We start from the raw sequence: 19,567 nt of genomic DNA, 5'->3' as shown, positions 1-19,567 counted from the left end.
CCAGTGGCGGCAGCTTAACTGGTTTTGCCCTTTTCGTCATCCTCCAAAGGTCGAATACGAAGCCGGGTAATGCGGTTTTTTTCCCGCTTCAGCACGGTGAAGCGCTTGCCGTGGAAGGTGAATGCCTGTTTTTCCGTGGGGATGCTCTGGGTTTCGTGGATGACGAGACCGGCAATGGTCGTGGCCTCCGCATCCGGCAGGTTCCAGTCGAGCGCCCGGTTGAGGTCGCGGATCGGAACCGAGCCATCAACCAACACCGAACCATCCGGCTGGGGGCGGCAGCCCTGAACGTCGATGTCATGCTCGTCGGCGATATCGCCGACAATCTCCTCGAGAATGTCTTCGAGCGTGATCAGGCCCTGCACGTCGCCATATTCATCCACAACGATGGCGATATGCGCCTTGCGGCGCAGGAAGGCATTGAGCTGGTCCTGCAGGGTTGTCGTATCGGGCACGAACCAGGGCTTGGTCGCCACCTTCATGATGTTGATCTTGGAGAAATCCCGGTTGGAATCGCGGATGGCGCGCACCAGGTCCTTGGCATGCACGACACCGACAATATTGTCGTTGTCGCCGCGCCAGACCGGAATGCGGGTATGGTGGCTCGCCAGAATCTGGCCGATGATCTCCTCGATCGGATCATCGGCATTGATCGAATCCATATCCGTCCTGTGGATCATGACGTCATAGACTTCGAGCTCGCGCAGATCGAGCAGACCGCCGATCTGGTCGCGGTCGCGCTTCACTACCGAACCCTCCCGGTGCAGGAGATCGACGGCGCCGCGCAGTTCCTCCTGCGCCGACAGCATCGATTTCACCGAACCGAGATCGATGCCGAACAGGCCGAGGATACGGCGCACGATCCAGTTGATGAGGTCCGACAGCGGGCCGAAGATGAACACGGCAACCTGTGCGAACCGCACCAGCGCCAGCGCATTGCGGTCGGGGCTGGAGATCGCCCAGGATTTCGGCAGCACCTCGGCGAAGATCACCAGAAGCACGGTCATGATCGCGGTGGCATAGGCAACGCCCGCCTGTCCGAACAGGTTGAGCAGCATGCTCGTGGTTAGGGATGACGCAAGAATATTGATGAGATTGTTGCCGATCAGCATGACACCGATCAGCCGGTCGCGCTTTTCGATGAGACCTTCGACAACCGTTGCACGGTCATCGCCGCGCTTCGAGAGCCGGTGCATCCGGGCGCGCGACACGGCGGTCAGCGCGGTTTCGGATCCTGAAAAAAGACCAGACATCAGGATCAGAAGGAAAATGATTCCGCAAAAGATCCAGAGTTCCAGGTTCATTTTGGGTGTTTCTCCTGCAAAAAGCTGAGAACGGCGGATGGCGGTACATCCCGGGCGATGAAGGACTGGCCGATACCGCGGGTGAGAATGAAGGTCAGCGTGCCTCGCGTCACCTTCTTATCCTGGGCAATATACTCCATCAGCCTCTCCGCTGGCGGCAAGGCACCGGGAATGTCGCCGATGGAAACCGGCAGCCCGACCTGCCGCAAATGCGCTTCGACCCGCCGGGCATCGTCGGCGCTCGCCAGATTCATCTTAACCGAAAACTGGTGCGCGAGGACCATGCCGATGGCAACGCCTTCGCCATGCACGAGACGGGCGGAATCGTATTGCGTGGCTGTCTCCAGCGCGTGGCCGAATGTGTGGCCGAGATTGAGCAGCGCCCGGTCGCCGGTTTCGCGCTCGTCGCGTGCCACGACATCGGCCTTTGACTGGCAGGACACGGCGATGGCATGGGTCCGCTCCGGCCCGCCGGCAAAAATGCCCTGCCAGTTCGTCTCCAGCCATGCGAAGAAATCCGGCCGGTCGATCAGCCCGTATTTGGCGACTTCCGCATAGCCGGCGCGAAATTCGCGCGGGCTCAACGTGTCGAGCACATCCGTGTCGGCCAGCACCAGTTGCGGCTGGTAGAACGCACCGACGAGGTTCTTGCCATGCGCGGTGTTGATACCGGTCTTGCCGCCAACGGATGAATCCACCTGGGCCAGCAGCGAAGTCGGTATCTGCACGAAGCCCATGCCGCGCCGGGCGATGCTCGCGGCAAAGCCGGCGAGATCGCCGATCACGCCGCCGCCGAAGGCGATGACGATATCGCCCCGCTCCAGCCGGGCGGCCAGGATGGCGTTGGTGACGGTTTCGAGCGTGGCAAAACCTTTCGACTTTTCACCGGGCGCGACAAGAACCGGCGTCGATTCGATGCCGGCGGCCTTCAGGCTGTCCACCAGGCGCTGCAGATGCAGCGCGGCAACGTTCTCGTCCGTGACGATGGCCACCCGCCCTGCGCCGGTGCGCCCGGCAATCTCCTGCCCGGCACGCTCGATCAGGCCAGCGCCGATGAGAATGTCGTAGGAACGGTCTCCAAGTTTGACCGGAACTGTCGTCAGGGCGCTCATCGCGGGGATTCCTTGTTGTCCAGATGCTGCGATACCGCCTGCATCGCTTCAAGCGCGATGATTTCTTTCTTTTCCTCGCGTGAGAGAATGGTCAGATCCGCCTGCGCGTAGACCGGATAGCGCTCGCTCATCAGCCGTTCCATGACGGCGCGCGGATTGTCGCTTTTCAGGAGCGGCCGGTTCTGCTTGCGCACCACGCGGTTCATCAGCACGTCGAGTTCCGCATTCAGCCAGATCGATATGCCTTCGGATGCGATGGCACCGCGCGTCTGCTCGTTCATATAGGCGCCGCCGCCGGTCGCCAGAACGATGGGGCCGTCTTCGAGCATGCGCGCGATAACCCGGCGCTCCAGATCGCGGAATTCCGCTTCGCCATAGGCCTCGAACAGTTCGGGAATGGTCATGGTCGAGACTTTTTCAATCTCATTGTCGGCGTCAAAAAACGGCAGTTCGACCAGCGAAGCCAGTTTTTTACCCACGGTGGATTTGCCTGCGCCCATCAAACCGACGAGCACAATAGACCGGTGCCCCAGGCGCTCCCGGATGGATCGGGCCAACTCCGGAACCTGGGCTGTGCCAAGAATATCGTCAATGCTGTTCATAAATGCGTTTCGACAGGAAAACCGGGCTTTCGTCAAGCAAAGTGTGGGGTTGTCCTTATGTCTGGCCTTCATCAATTCATAAGAGTTTCCGTTGCAGGATTATGGAACACGCAAAGCCAGCTTGCAAAGTCGATTTGATGCCCACACTGACCCGATTGATCATCACCCTCGCGGTTCTCGCCGGGCTCGTCTATGCGGGAATGCTGGCGCTCGTGACCTTCGTGCATCCGACACAGACGGAACTGACCATCCGCATTCCCGCAGAAAAGCTTAATGTCAAACCCGGCAATCCGAAGTAGAGCCATGCGTGCAGCAGCAGCGATAGAGACATTTCTTGAGATGATGAGCGCCGAACGGGGCGCGGCGCAGAACACACTGGAGTCCTATCGCCGCGACCTCGAGGATGCGGCGGGTTTTGCCAGCGCCGCCGGCGTGCAGCTGACCATGGCGGAGCCCGCAACAATCCGCGCCTATCTCGACGATATCGCCGGACGCGGCTATGCCGCGACCTCACAGGCACGGCGCCTGTCCGCGCTGCGCCAGTTCTTCCGCTTTCTCTATACGGAAAATATCCGCACCGACGACCCGACGGGCACGCTGGACGCGCCAAGGAAGGACCGTTCGCTGCCAAAAATCCTCAGCGAGGCGGATGTCGAGAAGCTGCTTGGGCGGGCCGAACTGGAAACCCTGGACGCGGCGGCCCCGGCGGGCGATCATCTGCGCGCCTTGCGCCTGCATGCGCTGCTGGAAATTCTCTATGCGACGGGCTTGCGCGTTTCCGAACTGGTCGGGCTGCCGGTGACGGTTGCCCGCTCCGATCACCGCTTTCTGATGGTGCGCGGCAAGGGCTCGAAGGACCGCATGGTCCCGCTCTCCGGCAAGGCCCGTGTGGCAATGACCACATATCTCGCCGTGCGCGATGCCTTGCCGAACCTTGCCGGCAATCCCTGGCTTTTCCCGGCCATCTCCGAAAGCGGCTTTCTGGCGCGGCAGGTTTTCGCCCGCGAATTGAAGGGGCTGGCCGCCCGTGCCGGACTTGTGACTTCAGCAATCTCGCCGCACGTGTTACGGCATGCCTTCGCCAGCCATCTCCTGCAGAATGGCGCGGACCTGCGTGCGGTCCAACAATTGCTGGGTCATTCGGATATTTCAACGACCCAGATTTATACCCATGTCATGGAGGAGCGGTTGCACCGCCTTGTCACGGAGCACCACCCTCTGGCAGACTGAACCCATTCCCCCGCGAAACAGGCGGGACCATAGACTTGGCGGGACTCTCTATGTGGCGGCTGTTGAAAAAGCTGTTTTCGAGACCGGAACCGGCGCCTGTCGAAGCCGATAGCGAAGTGATGCGCTTCGACGAAACCGGGTTCACGCGATCCAGCCAGCTGATCCGCTCCATGGGCTGGCGGGAACACTGGGATTGGGACGAGATCGACGGTTTCGGTTTCTCCTTCAAACAGGCCATGTTTCCCGACCCCTGGTTCGGCGACTACATGGAGAGCGAATGGTTCATCATCGTTGACAACGAAAAGGCTCCCGAACACATCTATTTCCACGCGGACTGGCTGAACATCGACCATCTTCCGCCAGTCCTTCTGCAGAACATGCCCGGTCTCGACATCGACGAGCTACGCAAGGGCCTGCACAATGCATCGCAGGGCTTTCACTATTACGACGGCGAAGGCGAATGGATCGGATGGCAGCGCCCAAAACCTGCTAAGCGGGCAAGACCGGCGCGGAAACGCAAGACGGCACCGGGCAAACCCCGGGCATCGACCAGGAAACCGGATGCATGAGCGGCGCCCGCTATGGCTCTTCCGTCAGGCCCGCCACGCAGGCAAGGCCCTGAACTTCGTCCTTATCCACGGGTTTCCACCACACCTTCGCCGGAATTATCCCTATAACTGGCGCCGCGAACGCGCCTTGTCCGCCATGCTTCCTTGACATGAGCGTCCGCAACAGCCAGTTAGGTCGTGAAAAATCCACCGTTATGCAGGCAGACACGTCGTCCATGTACAACTATCTCGATTTCGAAAAGCCGGTCGCTGATCTCGATGGCAAGATTCTCGAACTGAAGAAGCTTGCGGAAGAAGGCGGCGCGCTCGACACAAATGACGAGATCGCCCGCCTGGAAAAGCGGTCGGCCGAAGCTTTGCGCGATCTCTACCGCAAGCTGACCCCCTGGCAGAAGGCGCAGATCGCCCGCCATCCCGACCGTCCGCATTGCGTCGACTACATCGGCAAGCTATTCACGGACTTCACGCCGCTCGCCGGTGACCGCAACTTTGCCGAAGACGAGGCCATCCAGGCCGGTCTTGCCCGTTTCAACGGCCAGGCCGTCGCCGTGATCGGCCAGGAAAAGGGCAACGATACGAAGTCCCGCCTCAAGCACAATTTCGGCATGGCCATGCCCGAAGGTTACCGCAAGGCCGTGCGCGTCATGGACCTGGCCGACCGCTTCAACCTTCCGGTCATCACGCTCGTCGATACGGCCGGCGCCTTTCCGGGCATCGCCGCGGAAGAGCGCGGACAGGCGGAAGCCATTGCGCGGTCCACGGCGGCATCGCTGAACCTGAAAGTGCCGATGGTTTCCGTCATCATCGGCGAAGGCGGCTCCGGCGGGGCCATCGCCATTGCTACGGCGAATCGCGTCTACATGCTCGAACATGCGATTTACTCGGTGATCTCGCCGGAAGGCGCGGCATCGATCCTCTGGCACGATTCCACCCGCGCCAAGGATGCGGCAACCAACATGCGCATCACCGCACAGGACCTGTACGAGCTGAAAATCATCGACGGCATCATTCCCGAACCCACGGGCGGCGCCCATCGCGGCAAGGATGCGGTGATCGAGGCGACGGGCAACATCATCAATGTTGCCCTGAAATCCATGGCCTCGATGGACGGCGAAGCGCTCAGGAAAGACCGGCGCGACAAGTTCCTCGCCATCGGGCGCAACCTTTAAGACCTGCACAAAGGCCCGGACATTCTCCGGGCCTTTTCTTTTCTGCCGGAAAGACGCGGGTGCACGCGGCCGGAAAGGCGCTAAGCCGCCGAATAAACCGGGGTGCGACGTTCCGGCAAAAAATTGTTGCGGTTTTTTTGCCAAAGCTGCTTGCAATTCACAGCCCAACCGATTACGAACCGGCCTGCGCAGACGAACGCGCAAGTGTGGCACGCGCCCGTAGCTCAGCTGGATAGAGCACCAGACTACGAATCTGGGGGTCAGAGGTTCGAATCCTTTCGGGCGCGCCATTCCTTCCCGACGAAAATCGATATCCCTGTTTGCGCGGCCGGCATTGGCCGATGTCGCAGCAGTCCTGATTCTAGGCCAGGGATTGGCAGAGTTCGCAGATCAGCACGGCAATCCCCACCACGACGCCAAAGGCCAGCAGATGCACCCAGACGGGTGTCGTATAATGCAGGTATTGTTTGTCGTCATACTCGTCGTACACGGCTTCGTTCTCGCGTGGGGATCAGGAGCCCGATCTTGGCCCAAGCCCCGGCGAACCGACAGCAAGGCCATGCTCAATACCGGTTCAATCGGGGATTTCGATTTGCCCTCCCCGCCGCGGCGCCGAAAAGTCTGCCCGCAGGCGGCGTCCCCATGCCCAGAAAACGGGCTTTTTCGCGATCAACAAACTTAACAACTTGTAACTGTTTTCCGCCCAAGGCCGGGTGTATCTGTTTGCCAGATAATACGAGACACGCATGGCAAATCATCTCCTCATCGCGGGTACAGGCCGGGCCGGAACGAGCCTTCTCGTCCGATATCTCGATGCCCTGGGACTGACCACACACATCACCAGATCCAACGGACAGACCCATCTGATAGAGGACGCCAATGCCGGTTTGGAGGATCTGGTTCTCCATGGCGGCGCGAACCTTCCCTACGTCGTCAAATCCCCCTGGCTGTACCAGTTCATCGACGAGGTGCTCAAGCGCACCGACATTACGATTGACGGCGTCATCATTCCCATACGCAATCTGGCGGAAGCGGCAAGCAGCCGGATCATTCTCGAACTGCAGAGACTCCATCACACCCAGGAATGGATGGCCGACGAGGCACGGACCTGGGACCACTGGGGAGAAACGCCCGGAGGCGCGGTGTATGCGCTCGATCCCGTCGATCAGGCCCGGCTGCTGGCCGTGGGATTCCATCACCTTGTCGAGCGCCTGACGCGGGCGGGAATACCGATTTATCTCATCGCCTTTCCGCGTTTCACCCAGGACCCCGAATATCTCTTTTCCACGCTCCGGGGATGCCTGCCCCCGTCGGCGAGCCTCGAATCCATTCTGCCGCTGCACAAGAGCCTGATAGATCCTGAAAAAGTACGGGTGGAATCGGAAATTGCCGTGCAAACCCTGCCAAAACTCCCGGCGGCGGCACCGGATGACTTTCCGTCACTGGAGCAGCTCGACAACATTGCCCTGCGGCGCGAGATCAAGAAGATGCGGCTTCTTCATGCCGCAGCCATGGACAGGCACAATCCGGACCACAGCGCCCTTGAGCAAATGTCACGGGAACAGGCGCAGATTATTCTGCGGCTGCAGGAGGAACTGACCGCCATCCGATCGAGCACCTCGTGGCGGATGACGCAGCCGCTGCGAAGGGTCGTTCAAAAGGTCCGCAGTCACGGACAGCGATAACCGGACAGGCGTCGCGGCCATGCCGGGCGGGCCGGCTGCCGCGGCAAGATGGAAGCGGGTTTTTGCACCCCTTCAAGGCCGTCATGATTGACGTGATTCGACCCGCCCCAATTTGGCCATCCACTCCGCACTTCCTGCAAAGCAGCTATGCATTCTTGTCACTGCAAGTTTCGCCGGGCATCGACTATATGCAGGTCACGATCAAGAAATGATCCAACAAACAATAAGTTACCAAGGTGAGTGAAATGAACCTGATCCGCTCTTACAACAACTGGCGCCGTTATCGTGACACCGTCACGGAACTGAACCGCCTGTCCGCACGTGAACTGAACGACCTCGGCATCTCCCGTGGCGATATCGCCTTCGTTGCCAAGAAGGCCGCAGCTGCGCGCTAATCGAATTCAAAGTTAACGTTCGGGATGACCTCCTCCCAGGTTCCGAACGTTCAAAGGCCGGCACTCCTCCTCCCAGCCGGCCTTTACAAATAGCACCCACCGCACCTCCTCCCGCGGTGGGTGTTGTTTTTTCAGGCCCTGCCTGATTGCCGCCCGCTGGCTTTCCCCGTATTGATCGCCGCATATTGGTCGCATGATCCACAGGCGGAGGAACTTCATGACAAGCGGCATCCACCACATCACCCTGATCACCCGCAGCGTTCAGGCGAATGTGGACTTCTATGCCGGTTTTCTCGGCCTTCGCCTCGTCAAGCGCACCGGCGGCTATGAAGACGCGACCCAGCTTCACCTCCTCTATGGCGACACATCGGCAACCCCCGGTTCGTTGGTCACCTTTCTCGTCTGGGAAGACGGATCGCTCGGCCGGGTGGGTTACGGGCAGCCGAGCGAAATCGCGCTTGCCATCGCCCCGGATGCCATCGGCTTCTGGCTGACCCGCGCGCTCCAGCACAACATTGCCGTCACCGGCCCCGCACAGGAGTTCGGCGAAACGGTCCTGCGGCTGAAAGACCCCGACGGCGTGATCGTGAAACTCGTCGGAACATCAGGGGTAACGGGCACCGCGCCGTGGACCGCCCGGGGTATTGCCGCGGCCGACGCCATCCGGCGCATCCGCGGCGCCACGGTCCTCACCGAACAGCCGCAGGCCACCTGCGCCTTTCTCGAAACCTATTTCGGCTTTCACGCCGGCGAGCGCACCGACACGATCGTGCGGATGGTTTCGGATACCGGCGATTGTGTCGATGTGCGCGATGCCAGCGGCTTCTGGAGTTCGGCGCCCGGCACCGGAACGGTCGATCACATCGCCTTCCGCTCGCCCGATATCGCCCATGTCCAGGAGACCTATAACAGCCTGATCAGGGATGGGGCGGACGCGACCGCCATGCATGACCGCAAGTATTTTCACTCGATCTATGTGCGCGAGCCCGGCGGCACGCTGTTCGAGATGGCGACCGACGGTCCCGGCATGCTTGTGGACGAGCCGCTGGAAACGCTCGGCACGCAACTGTTCATTCCGCCGCATTTTGCCGAAGAGGCCGGCAATCTCAAAGTGATGCTGCCGCAGTTCGGCCTGCCCGGCGAGGAGCGGTTCCTCTACCGCGAGCTGCCTTTCGTGCACCGTGTCTATACGCCTGACCACACCGATGGCCTGACGCTTGTGCTTTTGCATGGCTCCGACGGCAATGAGACCACGCTGCTGCCGCTTGCCGCCAATTCCGCGCCGCATGCCACCCTCATTGGTTTACGCGGGCGCAGCAACGAGGAGGGCATCGGCCGCTGGTTCCGCCGCTTCGGCCCCCTGAGCTTCGACCAGCAGGATATCCGTTCGGAGGCCGAAGCACTGGCGGCCTTCATCGAAGGGGCCGCCGAGGCCTATCGTCTCGATCTCGAACGCACGGTGTTTCTGGGTTATTCCAACGGCGCCAACATGCTGGTGGCAACCATGCTGCTGCATCCCGGCCTTGTCAGGAATGCGATTCTCCTGCGCGCGATGAATGTTCTTGAGGAGACGCCGCAGCCGGATTTGAGCCATGCGAAAATTCTGATGGTCAGTGGCGAACACGACCTGTTCGGCGCCAAGACACCCGATCTCGAAGTGCTGTTGCGGCGGGCCGGAGCGGACCTTACCGTCCAGCGTGTCCATGCCGGGCATGAAACCGGGCAGCATGACATCGATGCCGTGCGGCAGTGGATTGCAGCGAATCGCCCGGCCTGACTTCGGAAAAGCATGGTGCGTGGTTCGACAAGCTCACCATGAGGGGACTGGGTTGGCTTCAAAACCGATCATGAGCGTTGCAGAATATAACCCCTGCAACGCTCAACCTCCCTCATGGTGAGCTTGTCGAACCACGCACCACCAAATGCCTCCGGTTAGACCAGAGGCTTCAGATTTGCTTCGATGGACGCCCGCTTGCCCTCGAGGAACGGCGGCAGGGACAATCCTTCGCCCAGCGTTTCCAGCGGCTCGTCAACGGTGAAGCCGGGACCATCCGTGGCGATCTCGAACAGAATGCCATTGGGCTCGCGGAAATACAGCGAGCGGAAGTAATAGCGCTCGACCTCGCCGCTGGACGGCATGCGGAAACTCTTCAGCCGTTCCGTCCATTCGTGCAGTTGCTGCACATCCGGCGCCCGGAACGCCACGTGATGCACCGCACCCGCACCCTGACGGGCCACGGGAAGATCCGGCTGGACGGCAACATGCAGTTCGGCAGCAGGGCCGCCCTCGCCCATGGAAAAGACGTGGACATGACCGGCCCCGTCGGGAGACGGATAGGTGCTGGTCTGGCGCATGTTCATCACATGCAGGAGAATGGCTTCCGTGTTGGTGATGTCAGGCACGCTGATGGTGATCGGCCCAAGACCGCGGATCTGGTGTTCGGCCGGAACCGGGCTCTTGTCCCATGGATGCGACGGGCCCGCGCCGCCATCATCGATCAGCCGGAAACGCTGGCCTTCGCCGTCCTCGAAATCGAGCGAGTCACGGCCGCCGATTGCGACGATTTCGTCCGACTTGACGCCAAGTTCGTTGAAGCGTGCCTTCCACCAGACAAGACTGGCCTTGCTGCCGACGCGCAGACCCGTGCGCGCAATGCTGTGCGTGCCGCGCCGTTCCGGGCCGACAGGCCAGTCGAAGAAGGTCACGTCGGTGCCGGGCGTTGCCTCGCCATCGGCATAGAACAGGTGATAGGCGCTGGTATCGTCCTGGTTGACTGTCTTCTTGACGAGCCGCAAACCGAGGGTCTGCGTATAGAAACGCAGGTTTTCCGGGGCATTCGCCGTGATGGCGGTCAGATGATGGATACCTGTCAATTGTAGGGACATGAAAGCCTCCTGAATGATGTTGCCTGGCGCTCATGCGCCGTTGGGGTGAATATCTGCGCTACAGGCGCCGATATAAAGCCCGCTTCGATGCAACCCATGTTCGGCAGGGCAGAACGATTTTCCCTGAACCGTCTTTGTTGTTGCGCCGTTGTCCTCTATAAGAGAACCATGAAATGGCGCTTCGACGATCTCTTAACTTTTCTCGACGTGATGGAGACGGGCAGCATCACCATGACTGCCGCCCGGCTCAACCTGTCGAAATCCGTGGTCAGCAAGCGTATCACCGATCTGGAAGCGGCGCTCGGTACGGAACTGTTCCAGCGCTCGCCGCGCAAACTGCTCGCCTCGGACAATGCCCGCGCCTTTGTCGAACGTGTCCGGCCGCTGGTGCGCGAGCTCACCGAAGCGGCCGACACTGTCGGGGAGCGCTACAGCGCCATTCGCGGCACCTTGCACATCACGGCGCCGATGACCTTCGGCACGTTTTACCTGAGCCGCCTGATTGCCGATTTCGCCCGGCAGTATCCCGATCTCGAAATCGCTGTTGAGTTCGACGACCGTATGGTCGATCTCGTCAAAGGCGGCTTCGATGCCGGTATCCGCATCGGCATCCTGCGGGATTCCAGCCTGATCGCGCGCAAGCTGTGCACCGACCCGCGCGTCATATGCTGCAGCCCGGCTTTTGCCACAGCCAACGGCCTGCCCCAAAACCTCGGCGAACTCGGCTCCTACGCGTGCATCGATTACTCCAACGTCAACACCAGCCAGCTCTGGCAGTTCGAAAACCCGGCGGCCCCCGGCGAACCCATTTCGGTTGCCATGCACGGGCGCATCGTGGCCAACAATGGCGAAGCCATGCGCGACATGGCCATCGCCGGACTGGGCCTGGTGCTCCTGCCCATGTTCATCGCCGCCGAAGCGCTGCGGCGCGGCACGCTCATCCCGGTCTTGCCGGAGGCGAGGCCTCTGCCCTACAGGATCTATGCGGTCTACCCGCCGACCCGGCATGTCTCGGCCAAGGTGCGCGCCTTTATCGACCACGTGGCGCGCCATATCGGCAACCCTCCGATCTGGCAGAGGCCCGACGCTCTGCAGACCGGCAGCCCTGAACCGGCGGAATCACAGGCCGAATCACCGGACTGAATTTGCAGGCGTCATCCGGCTCCGATCTGAAAAATCATAGCCGGTTTTGCAAAAAACCCTGTAAACACTGGGTATAAACCCCGAAAATGCGTCCTATTCCTGATGACAGAGGCGGCAACGCATGCCATACAGACGCCTTCGATCAACGAATATACTGAGGAAACCGCCAACATGAATACGTCCGATCTTATCGAGAAGCTTGTCGCCGATCAGGGTCTTACAAAGGTTCAGTCCAAGGCGATTGTTGATAGCGTTCTTAAGGGCATCACCGATGCCGTCGTCGCAGGCGACGAAGTTTCGCTGCCAGGCTTCGGCAAGTTCAAGGTACAGTCGCGCGCTGCTCGCGAAGGCCGTAACCCTGCAACTGGCGCAACGATCAAGATCGCAGCCTCCAAGAAGGTTGCCTTCCAGCCTGCAAAGGCTCTGAAGGATGCCCTCAACGGCTAATCACCGTTTGTGCTGATTTCATGAAAGGCGGTGCTCAGGCGCCGCCTTTTTTATTGTCGTTGCTGCTGCGTTCGAACCTGAAAAGAATAACGCTGTCGCCATCCTCTTCAAATTCGTCAACCGGCCGGAAACCTGCCGCTTCCGATGCCCTGATCGCATCGAGATCACCCGCCTCGTGGGTGATATAGGCAAACCGCTCATCGGTGAAATGCGGGAAGGCGATTTGCGCAAGATATTCCCGCAGCATCAGCGAACCGATGCCGCGCCCGATATAGTCCGGCTCGCCAATGAACAGATCGACGCTGATGCCATAGTCGAGCGCGGGCAGCTCGTCCTCATAGTCCGCGTTGCGGTAGCATTGCAGATAACCGAAAGGCTGCTCGCCATAATAGGCGATGTGACAGATATCCGGCGTCTCGCCGGTGAACAATGGCCCATATTCCTCCGCAACCTCGCGCGGAGTTATCGGGTCCGGCTGATAGGAGTCACGCATATGCGGCATCATGAGCCATTTCGCCATCAATGGCAGATAGGACAGTGAGGCCGGGCGAAATGTGATTGCAGAATGTTCAGTCACGATGATCCACCGCCTGTTGATTGATAAAAGTCTCAAGACTGTCGAGCGCGCCGCTCCAGCCCTGCCTGTGACGATCCCGCGCCGCCTCGTCGTAGAACTTCTCATGGATGAGTGTCAGCAATGTGCCGTCATCCACCCGTTCCAGCACCAGCGTTACCAGCGACTCCCGGTCCGGCAGGGTAATCCACATCCAGGTAAAGGCCAGGCGCTGCTCGACCAGCACCTCGCAATAGACACCGCTGACATCGTGCTGCTCGCCGTCGGGGGTGACGAAGACGATGTGATAGCGGCCGCCAAGGCGCGGATCGGCTTCCGCCTTCAGGGTTCTGGCTCCCGTGGGGCCCCACCAGCGCACGATCATCGAGGGATCGGTCCAGGCGGCCCACACCAGCCGCGGCGGCGCTTTCAGATGGCGTTTGAGCGTCAAAAAGGGTGCAATTGCCATTCTGTTCCTCCCTGCACGGCTGATGAAACGGGCACGCAACGCGGCCGCTCACGGGCCGGACACCAACAATTGATGAGGGCGAATGCTTCCTGTCAATGGCGTATTACAGGGCAAGTACGTGTTGCAACGGATGGATCATCTTGGAAAAACAGTGTATTTCGCCATAAATCCGCCCTGTCTTCATTGCAGGTGACAATTGCATGATTGAGCAATTTGACTCATTGCAGTAAGGCTTTATCAACTATACCGGATGCAAATAGGGGGTTGTGGATTTCAATCCACACAATTTCGGCGAAGCGAACTGGTAACAGCTGCGAAGATGAAAATACCGACACATATCCTTGCTCCGTTATTGCTGACCCTGTTTCTGGCGGGTTGCCAGGGCGCGTCGGTGTCCGACCTTGCACCAAAATCTGAAAAGCAATTGTCCGAAAAGCTGGTCAAGCTGATGAAGACCAAGGGCATGACCATGACCGCGCCGATCATGGTCCGCATCTTCAAGGAAGAGAGCGTTCTTGAAGTCTGGAAACGCAAGGACAACGGCCGCTACGATATCGTCACGAGCTACCAGATCTGCAAATGGTCGGGCAAGCTCGGCCCGAAATTCATCGAGGGCGACCGCCAGGCACCGGAAGGCTTCTATGCCGTGCGCCCCGGGCAGATGAATCCGAAATCCAGCTATTACCTGTCCTTCAACACGGGCTTTCCCAATGCGCTCGACCAGGCGCTCGGCCGCACTGGCGCCAATCTGATGGTGCACGGCGCCTGCTCGTCGTCAGGCTGCTATTCGATGACCGATGCGCAGGTTCAGGAAATCTACGCCTTTGCCCGCGACGCGTTCAAGGGCGGGCAGGATTCGATCCAGCTCCAGGCCTTTCCGTTCCGCATGACTGCAGCCAACATGGCGCGCTACAAGGATGATCCGAACTATCCCTTCTGGAAAAACCTGAAGGAAGGCTACGATCACTTCGAGATCACCAAGGTGCCGCCGAAAGTGGATGTGTGCGAGAAGAAATATGTCTTCAACAACACCACCGATCCGAATGCACCGATTGCCGCAACGGCCACATGCCCGCCCATGCAGCAGCCTGAAACGCTGAAGATGGCCTATCAGAGCTATCAGACCAATTATGAGGCCGCATTCTCCTCCATGGCCGGCAAGAGCAGCATCCAGGCGCCGAGCCGTTCCATCCAGGGCCTGAACGAAGCCAAGATCATCGCCGAATGGAGCGCCCGCCGCGCCCGCGGCGAACGCGTCACCCAGGAGCCGCCATCCCTGTCGCCGCAGGACAAGGACGCCGCGCTGAAGCCGCAGGTCATGGTCCGCCTCGCTTCCGCTGTCGCCGCCGACAAGGCCCGCGACGAGCGCGAGGCCGGCAAACGGCACCGCATGACGGTTGCCGCCATCCCGGCCGCAACCACGGCACCGGCTTCCACCGCCAATCAGGTCGCCGCCAATGTCGTTGCCCCGGTACGCCAGACAATTGCACGCGTACCGGCACCGGCGGCAGCGCCCGCCCAGGCACCGGACGTGACAGCCACGGTGGCGGAACAGCCAGCGAAAAAGGCCTGGTGGAAAATCATCGGCAATTGAGCCACGTCTATTTGCCTGCCCGGAGGGCCTGCCATGTCGGCTGACATCTATGATCTGCGTGGTCTGAACTGCCCGCTGCCGGTGCTCAAAACCCGCAAACGCTTGGAAACCATGCCCGGAGGCAGCCGTCTCTGGGTCGAAACCAGCGATCCTCTCGCCGTCATCGACATGCCGAATTTCTGCCTGAACGACGGCCACCGGCTGATCGAGACGATGACCATCGAGGGCGGACACCGCTTTCACATCGAGCGCGGCTAACGCACCATTCGCAGATTTGCAGCAAGACCAGTGCGTGGTTCGACAAGCTCACCATGAGGGAGGTGGAGGATCGCAGGGAGCTATTTTCTGCAACTTTTGCGATTAGCATTGCAGCCAAACCACTTCCCTTATGGTGAGCTCGTCGAACCACGCACAACGTCCACTGCAGCTTGCTGAAGCCTAGACTTTCAATCCCGGGATCGCCAGCGGATTGTCGAACAGCGCTGCACGATCGGGTGTATCGACCTTCGGCTCGTTGAGGAAGGCACTGAACAGCTGGGTCACGTAGCTTTCCGGCAGATCCTTGACGATCAGAACCAGCCGCGTCTCGCGCCGCCCTTCCGGCCATGCGGCAAGCCGCGCCGGCGGATGGAAAATCTGCTGCACGCCGTGAATGACCAGCGGGCGTTCAGGATCATCGGCCAGCTGCACGATGCCTTTCATGCGCAGGAGTTTCTCGCCATGGGCCGAGCGCAGGAGATCGAGGAACATCTCGAAACCGGCGCGCGGTACCGGCGCATCGTGTGTCAGCGAGAAGGAGCGTATCGCCGCATCGTGGCGGTTCACATCGTGATGATGGTGGTGGTGATCGTGATCATGCTCCCCATGATCGTGGTGGTGATGATCCGCGTGATGCTCAACCGCTTCACGCTCATGCTCACGATCGCGATAGGCTTCCGCCTTCAGCCAGCGCTGCACATCGATGGTTTTCGTCTCGGGATTGTAGACACCGCATTCGAACAGGGCGGCATAGCCGGTGCGCGCATCGCCGACATCGATGATATCCGCACCGGGATTGAGCGCGGCCAGCCGGGCACGCAGCGCCGGCAGCCCCTGCGCGGCTTGCGGCATATCGGTCTTGGTCACGACGATGCGGTCGGCAACCGCCGCCTGCTTGACTGCTTCCTCATGCGCATCGAGCGTCGCCATGCCGTTGACGGCATCAACGGTTGTGATCACCCCGTCCACCCGGAATGCCTGCAGCAGCACCGGATGCCCCATGATCGCATGCAGGACGGGCGCAGGATCGGCCAGCCCGGTCGTTTCGATGATGACCCGCTTGAGCCGCTTCAACTGGCCCGTCTGCAGACGGTCGATCAGGTCGGCCAGCGTATCGACGAGTTCGCCCCGCACGGTGCAGCACAGGCAGCCATCGGAAAGCTCGATGACGCCTTCGCTCGCCGTCTCCACCAGGAGATGGTCGATGCCGACATCGCCGAATTCGTTGATGATGACGGCCGTGTCGGCCAATGCCGGATCTTTCAGCAGGCGGTTCAGCAAGGTGGTCTTGCCCGACCCCAGAAATCCCGTGAGTACAGAAACCGGAATGGGGGCATTGAGGCCACTCATGATGACATCCTATCTTGCTGCGTTAATTCACTGTTTTTGCCGTGTTGGCCGCATCGGTGATCGATGCACGGTCGGGCCGCGGAACCGGGATCGGGATGCGGCTCATGTCCTTGCCCTTCGCAATGGTCTTGGAAGGAAGCAAGGCAACGAGTTCCGCCTGCGGTTCATGATCCATCCGGTACATATAGGGCGAACCCTCGATGATATGCCCTTCGACGTCCTTGCCATCCCAGCTGTCGGAGGCGGCGGCCTCCTTGGAGCAGACGGTCGGGCGCATGTTGACCGCGACATCGCGTGTGGCCGGGCCATAGGGCTGCAGGGCCTCCAGCGTCTTGCCGGTTCCGCGGGTTTCAAACCCCTTTGCCAGCAGCTCGGCCGCCTTCGTCGCGCGCCCCTGCTGTTTCAACTCACCCAGAACCACGGTGATGATATTGCGGCCATCGCGGGTGGCCGAACCGACCAGATTGAAACCGGACGGGCAGACAAAGCCGGTCTTCATGCCGTTCGCACCCTGGAACCGGCCGATCAGTGCATTGAAATTGGCCTGGATCTTGTTGCCGGAATCAATCGCCTCAATATCGAAATAGTGCATGTATTGCGGGAATTCGCGCCGCATCTGCACCGTCAGGATCGCCAGGTCGCGCGCCGTCGTATAGTGATCGTCCGAATGCAGGCCGTTGGGATTGACGAAATGCGAGCCGTACATGCCCAGACGCTTGGCTTCGGCATTCATCAGCACGGCGAATTTTTCCGACGAGCCGCCGAGGGTCTCGCCGACAGCCATTGCCACATCATTGGCCGATTTGACCATGAGAATCTTCAGCGCGTTATCCAGCGTGAGCTGCGCGCCGGGCTTGTAGCCCATTTTGCTCGGCGGCTCCTTTGCCGCACGTGCCGTCATCTTGATCGGCGTGTCCAGGGTGATCTGCCCCGATTCGATCATGCGGAAGGCCACATAGGCGGTCACCAGCTTGGTGAGGGACGCCGGATACCAGCGCTGGAACGCATCTTCCTGCGACAAAACCTCGCCGGTACCGACATCGACGGTGATGTTCGGGCCCGCAAGTGCCGCTGTTGCCAGGCCCGCGGTGGTTGACACCACGCAGCCCGAGAGAAAGAGTGCTACAGTTTTCCGCATTCCAGATATCCAGCCTGTCTGTATAAAGAACCAGGGAAATGGCCTTGTGATTTCATTGCCGGGCTTCCCGCCGGGTCGCAATGGCCTTATCTATCCTATGTGGCAGGCAAAAGGCAAAACACCTTTGAACTGTTCACTGAATTGTCAGATGTAGTCCGCACGTTTGGAGTTTCAACACTATGCCCTTGCTTAATCGCGCCATCGAAATGCAGGAAGAAGTCTCCCGGTGGCGCCGCCATCTGCATGAGAATCCGGAACTGATGTTCGATGTCCACGAGACCGCGAAATTTGTCGCGGACAAGCTGCGCAGCTTCGGCGTCGACGAGGTTGCCACCGGCATCGGCCGGACCGGCGTCGTCGGCATCATTCACGGACGCCACGGCGAAGGACAGACGGTTGGCTTGCGCTCCGACATGGATGCGCTCCCCCTCAATGAAATCACCGGCAAGCCCTACGCATCGAAAACCCCCGGCAAGATGCATGCCTGCGGCCATGACGGCCATACGGCCATGCTGCTCGGGGCGGCGCAGTATCTTGCCGAAACCCGCAACTTCAAGGGCTCGGTCGCGGTGATCTTCCAGCCGGCGGAGGAAGGCGGCGGCGGCGGCCGCGAGATGGTCAAGGAGGGCATGATGGAGCGCTTCGCCATCTCCGAAGTCTACGGCATGCACAATACGCCCGGCTTGCCCGTCGGCCAGTTCGCCATCCGCAAGGGGCCGATCATGGCGGCAACGGACGAATTCAACATCACCATTGAGGGCCGCGGCGGCCATGCGGCCCAGCCGCACCGCACGATCGATCCGGTGGTGATCGGCGCCCAGCTCGTCAACGCGCTGCAGACCATCGTTTCGCGCGGCACCGATCCGCTGGATTCGGTCGTTCTGTCCGTGACAAAATTCCATGCGGGCGATGCACACAATATCATCCCGCAGAAGGCGGAGCTCGCTGGCACGGTGCGCACCCTGCGCTCCGAAATGCGCGACTTTGCCGAGAAGCGCCTGCGCGAAGTGGCCGAGGGCGTGGCGACGGCTCTCGGCGCTGTCGCCAGGGTGGACTACGACCGCAACTACCCCGTCACCTTCAATCACGACCAGGAGACGGAATTTGCCGCGCGCACGGCGCAGAGCGTCGCCGGCAGCAAGGCGGTCAATCTGGAGGTCGCCCCGATGATGGCGGGGGAAGATTTCTCCTATATGCTGGAAGCGCGCCCCGGTGCCTTCATGTTCATCGGCAATGGCGAGAGCGCCTCGCTGCACAATCCGGCCTATGATTTCAATGACGATGTCATTCCGCACGGCATCAGCTACTGGGTGCAGCTGGCCGAAAGCGCACTTCCCGCCGCATCCTGACATTTTGAGAGGTGGCCCCTGAAGATGCGTGCATTTCGCGCATCTTCAGACTTGGCGTCGCGGCGGAAAAACAGTATGTCTGGCCGCATGGTCCCGTAGCTCAGTAGGATAGAGCGACAGATTCCTAATCTGTAGGCCACTGGTTCGAATCCAGTCGGGATCACCAATATTTTCAATGACTTACTACAGCATTACCCCTGATCTGATGTCGCATCATGTTGCAACTGGCTCTCATTGATTTCAAAGGGTTTTCACAGGTGCGCGGCGAATCCACGCGACATGAATGCAACATAGAAAGCGCTCCCCGGGAGGGG

Annotated in this window: 21 protein-coding genes and 2 tRNA genes; 14 read left to right on the top strand and 9 right to left on the bottom strand. The window is 60.3% G+C overall.

Annotated features, from left to right (window positions below; translation table 11 throughout):
* Positions 1 to 14 precede the first annotated feature (14 nt).
* From ACZ25R_RS23745 to ACZ25R_RS23735, 3 genes are read right to left on the bottom strand one after another with little or no spacing between them, the layout of a single operon-like run.
* A complete protein-coding gene (locus ACZ25R_RS23745; RefSeq protein ID WP_223613570.1) occupies positions 15 to 1,304 on the bottom strand; it encodes an HlyC/CorC family transporter in 1,290 nt (429 codons plus the stop codon).
* The gene (gene aroB, locus ACZ25R_RS23740; protein WP_472462405.1) at positions 1,301 to 2,416 is read right to left on the bottom strand and encodes a 3-dehydroquinate synthase; all 1,116 of its coding nucleotides are present in this window, start codon (positions 2,414 to 2,416) and stop codon (positions 1,301 to 1,303) included. Before aroB ends, ACZ25R_RS23745 begins: the two co-directional genes overlap by 4 nt.
* Positions 2,413 to 3,018, bottom strand: a complete 606-nt coding sequence (locus ACZ25R_RS23735; protein ID WP_464661544.1) for a shikimate kinase — start codon at positions 3,016 to 3,018, stop codon at positions 2,413 to 2,415. The genes aroB and ACZ25R_RS23735 overlap by 4 nt, the downstream gene beginning before the upstream one ends.
* Positions 3,019 to 3,155: 137 nt before the next feature.
* Between ACZ25R_RS23735 and ACZ25R_RS23730 the strand changes: the two genes are divergently transcribed.
* The 5 genes from ACZ25R_RS23730 (at position 3,156) to ACZ25R_RS23710 (ending at position 6,276) form a co-directional block, all read left to right on the top strand.
* The gene (locus ACZ25R_RS23730) at positions 3,156 to 3,317 is read left to right on the top strand and encodes a histidine kinase (protein ID WP_223613573.1); all 162 of its coding nucleotides are present in this window, start codon (positions 3,156 to 3,158) and stop codon (positions 3,315 to 3,317) included.
* 4 nt (positions 3,318 to 3,321) lie between these two features.
* Positions 3,322 to 4,248, top strand: coding sequence for a site-specific tyrosine recombinase XerD (locus ACZ25R_RS23725; protein WP_472462404.1), 927 nt, complete (start codon positions 3,322 to 3,324; stop codon positions 4,246 to 4,248).
* Positions 4,249 to 4,283: 35 nt separating this feature from the next.
* Complete coding sequence (locus tag ACZ25R_RS23720) at positions 4,284 to 4,817, top strand: hypothetical protein (protein WP_472462403.1); 534 nt, start codon at positions 4,284 to 4,286, stop codon at positions 4,815 to 4,817.
* Positions 4,818 to 5,032: 215 nt separating this feature from the next.
* Positions 5,033 to 5,986, top strand: a complete 954-nt coding sequence (locus ACZ25R_RS23715; protein ID WP_223614118.1) for an acetyl-CoA carboxylase carboxyltransferase subunit alpha — start codon at positions 5,033 to 5,035, stop codon at positions 5,984 to 5,986.
* A 213-nt stretch (positions 5,987 to 6,199) separates the two neighbouring features.
* Positions 6,200 to 6,276: transfer RNA gene (locus ACZ25R_RS23710), tRNA-Arg, on the top strand.
* A gap of 71 nt (positions 6,277 to 6,347) precedes the next feature.
* Here the strand turns inward: ACZ25R_RS23710 and ACZ25R_RS23705 are convergent.
* A complete protein-coding gene (locus tag ACZ25R_RS23705) occupies positions 6,348 to 6,476 on the bottom strand; it encodes a hypothetical protein (protein WP_472462402.1) in 129 nt (42 codons plus the stop codon).
* Between the two features lie 256 nt (positions 6,477 to 6,732).
* Between ACZ25R_RS23705 and ACZ25R_RS23700 the strand changes: the two genes are divergently transcribed.
* The 3 genes from ACZ25R_RS23700 (at position 6,733) to ACZ25R_RS23690 (ending at position 9,843) form a co-directional block, all read left to right on the top strand.
* On the top strand, positions 6,733 to 7,671 hold the full coding sequence (locus ACZ25R_RS23700; protein ID WP_472462401.1) for a hypothetical protein: 939 nt from the start codon (positions 6,733 to 6,735) through the stop codon (positions 7,669 to 7,671).
* A 245-nt stretch (positions 7,672 to 7,916) separates the two neighbouring features.
* Complete coding sequence (locus ACZ25R_RS23695) at positions 7,917 to 8,066, top strand: DUF1127 domain-containing protein (protein WP_091879951.1); 150 nt, start codon at positions 7,917 to 7,919, stop codon at positions 8,064 to 8,066.
* A 217-nt stretch (positions 8,067 to 8,283) separates the two neighbouring features.
* Positions 8,284 to 9,843: a VOC family protein gene (locus ACZ25R_RS23690; protein WP_472462400.1), complete on the top strand. Its 1,560-nt coding sequence runs from the start codon at positions 8,284 to 8,286 to the stop codon at positions 9,841 to 9,843.
* 155 nt (positions 9,844 to 9,998) lie between these two features.
* On the opposite strand, the gene ACZ25R_RS23685 is transcribed toward ACZ25R_RS23690, so the two are convergent.
* Positions 9,999 to 10,952: a ring-cleaving dioxygenase gene (locus ACZ25R_RS23685; RefSeq protein ID WP_472462399.1), complete on the bottom strand. Its 954-nt coding sequence runs from the start codon at positions 10,950 to 10,952 to the stop codon at positions 9,999 to 10,001.
* Positions 10,953 to 11,120: 168 nt separating this feature from the next.
* Between ACZ25R_RS23685 and ACZ25R_RS23680 the strand changes: the two genes are divergently transcribed.
* Positions 11,121 to 12,095 (top strand): LysR family transcriptional regulator, encoded by a 975-nt coding sequence (locus tag ACZ25R_RS23680; RefSeq protein WP_472462398.1) that lies wholly within the window; start codon positions 11,121 to 11,123, stop codon positions 12,093 to 12,095.
* A 171-nt stretch (positions 12,096 to 12,266) separates the two neighbouring features.
* Positions 12,267 to 12,542, top strand: coding sequence for an HU family DNA-binding protein (locus ACZ25R_RS23675; RefSeq protein WP_091880272.1), 276 nt, complete (start codon positions 12,267 to 12,269; stop codon positions 12,540 to 12,542).
* 34 nt (positions 12,543 to 12,576) lie between these two features.
* Here the strand turns inward: ACZ25R_RS23675 and ACZ25R_RS23670 are convergent, their stop codons facing one another.
* Entirely contained in the window at positions 12,577 to 13,119 is a 543-nt protein-coding gene (locus tag ACZ25R_RS23670) for a GNAT family N-acetyltransferase (protein ID WP_346305807.1), read from the bottom strand.
* Positions 13,112 to 13,564 carry an SRPBCC family protein gene (locus ACZ25R_RS23665; RefSeq protein WP_472462397.1) on the bottom strand — a complete coding sequence of 151 codons (453 nt, stop codon included), beginning with the start codon at positions 13,562 to 13,564 and terminating at the stop codon, positions 13,112 to 13,114. Before ACZ25R_RS23665 ends, ACZ25R_RS23670 begins: the two co-directional genes overlap by 8 nt.
* Before the next feature lie 319 nt (positions 13,565 to 13,883).
* Here ACZ25R_RS23665 and ACZ25R_RS23660 point away from each other — a divergent pair, with 319 nt between their 5' ends.
* Both ACZ25R_RS23660 and ACZ25R_RS23655 read left to right on the top strand, forming a co-directional pair.
* Entirely contained in the window at positions 13,884 to 15,158 is a 1,275-nt protein-coding gene (locus ACZ25R_RS23660; RefSeq protein WP_472462396.1) for a hypothetical protein, read from the top strand.
* Between the two features lie 33 nt (positions 15,159 to 15,191).
* A complete protein-coding gene (locus tag ACZ25R_RS23655) occupies positions 15,192 to 15,416 on the top strand; it encodes a sulfurtransferase TusA family protein (protein WP_472462395.1) in 225 nt (74 codons plus the stop codon).
* A 180-nt stretch (positions 15,417 to 15,596) separates the two neighbouring features.
* Here ACZ25R_RS23655 and ACZ25R_RS23650 read toward each other — a convergent pair whose 3' ends face one another.
* Positions 15,597 to 16,766 (bottom strand): CobW family GTP-binding protein, encoded by a 1,170-nt coding sequence (locus ACZ25R_RS23650; RefSeq protein WP_472462394.1) that lies wholly within the window; start codon positions 16,764 to 16,766, stop codon positions 15,597 to 15,599.
* Between the two features lie 22 nt (positions 16,767 to 16,788).
* Positions 16,789 to 17,904, bottom strand: a complete 1,116-nt coding sequence (locus ACZ25R_RS23645; RefSeq protein WP_472462393.1) for a D-alanyl-D-alanine carboxypeptidase family protein — start codon at positions 17,902 to 17,904, stop codon at positions 16,789 to 16,791.
* Positions 17,905 to 18,083: 179 nt separating this feature from the next.
* On the opposite strand from ACZ25R_RS23645, the gene ACZ25R_RS23640 reads away from it, so the two are divergent.
* Together ACZ25R_RS23640 and ACZ25R_RS23635 are read left to right on the top strand one after the other, a co-directional pair.
* Positions 18,084 to 19,253 (top strand): M20 aminoacylase family protein, encoded by a 1,170-nt coding sequence (locus ACZ25R_RS23640; RefSeq protein WP_472462392.1) that lies wholly within the window; start codon positions 18,084 to 18,086, stop codon positions 19,251 to 19,253.
* An 89-nt stretch (positions 19,254 to 19,342) separates the two neighbouring features.
* Positions 19,343 to 19,419: transfer RNA gene (locus tag ACZ25R_RS23635), tRNA-Arg, on the top strand.
* The last annotated feature ends 148 nt before the right edge of the window (positions 19,420 to 19,567 follow it).

The sequence above is a fragment of the Phyllobacterium sp. RCAM01083 genome, assembly GCF_055685835.1.
Note: the sequence above shows the minus strand (reverse complement) of the source record. Positions and strands in the feature narration are given on the sequence as shown.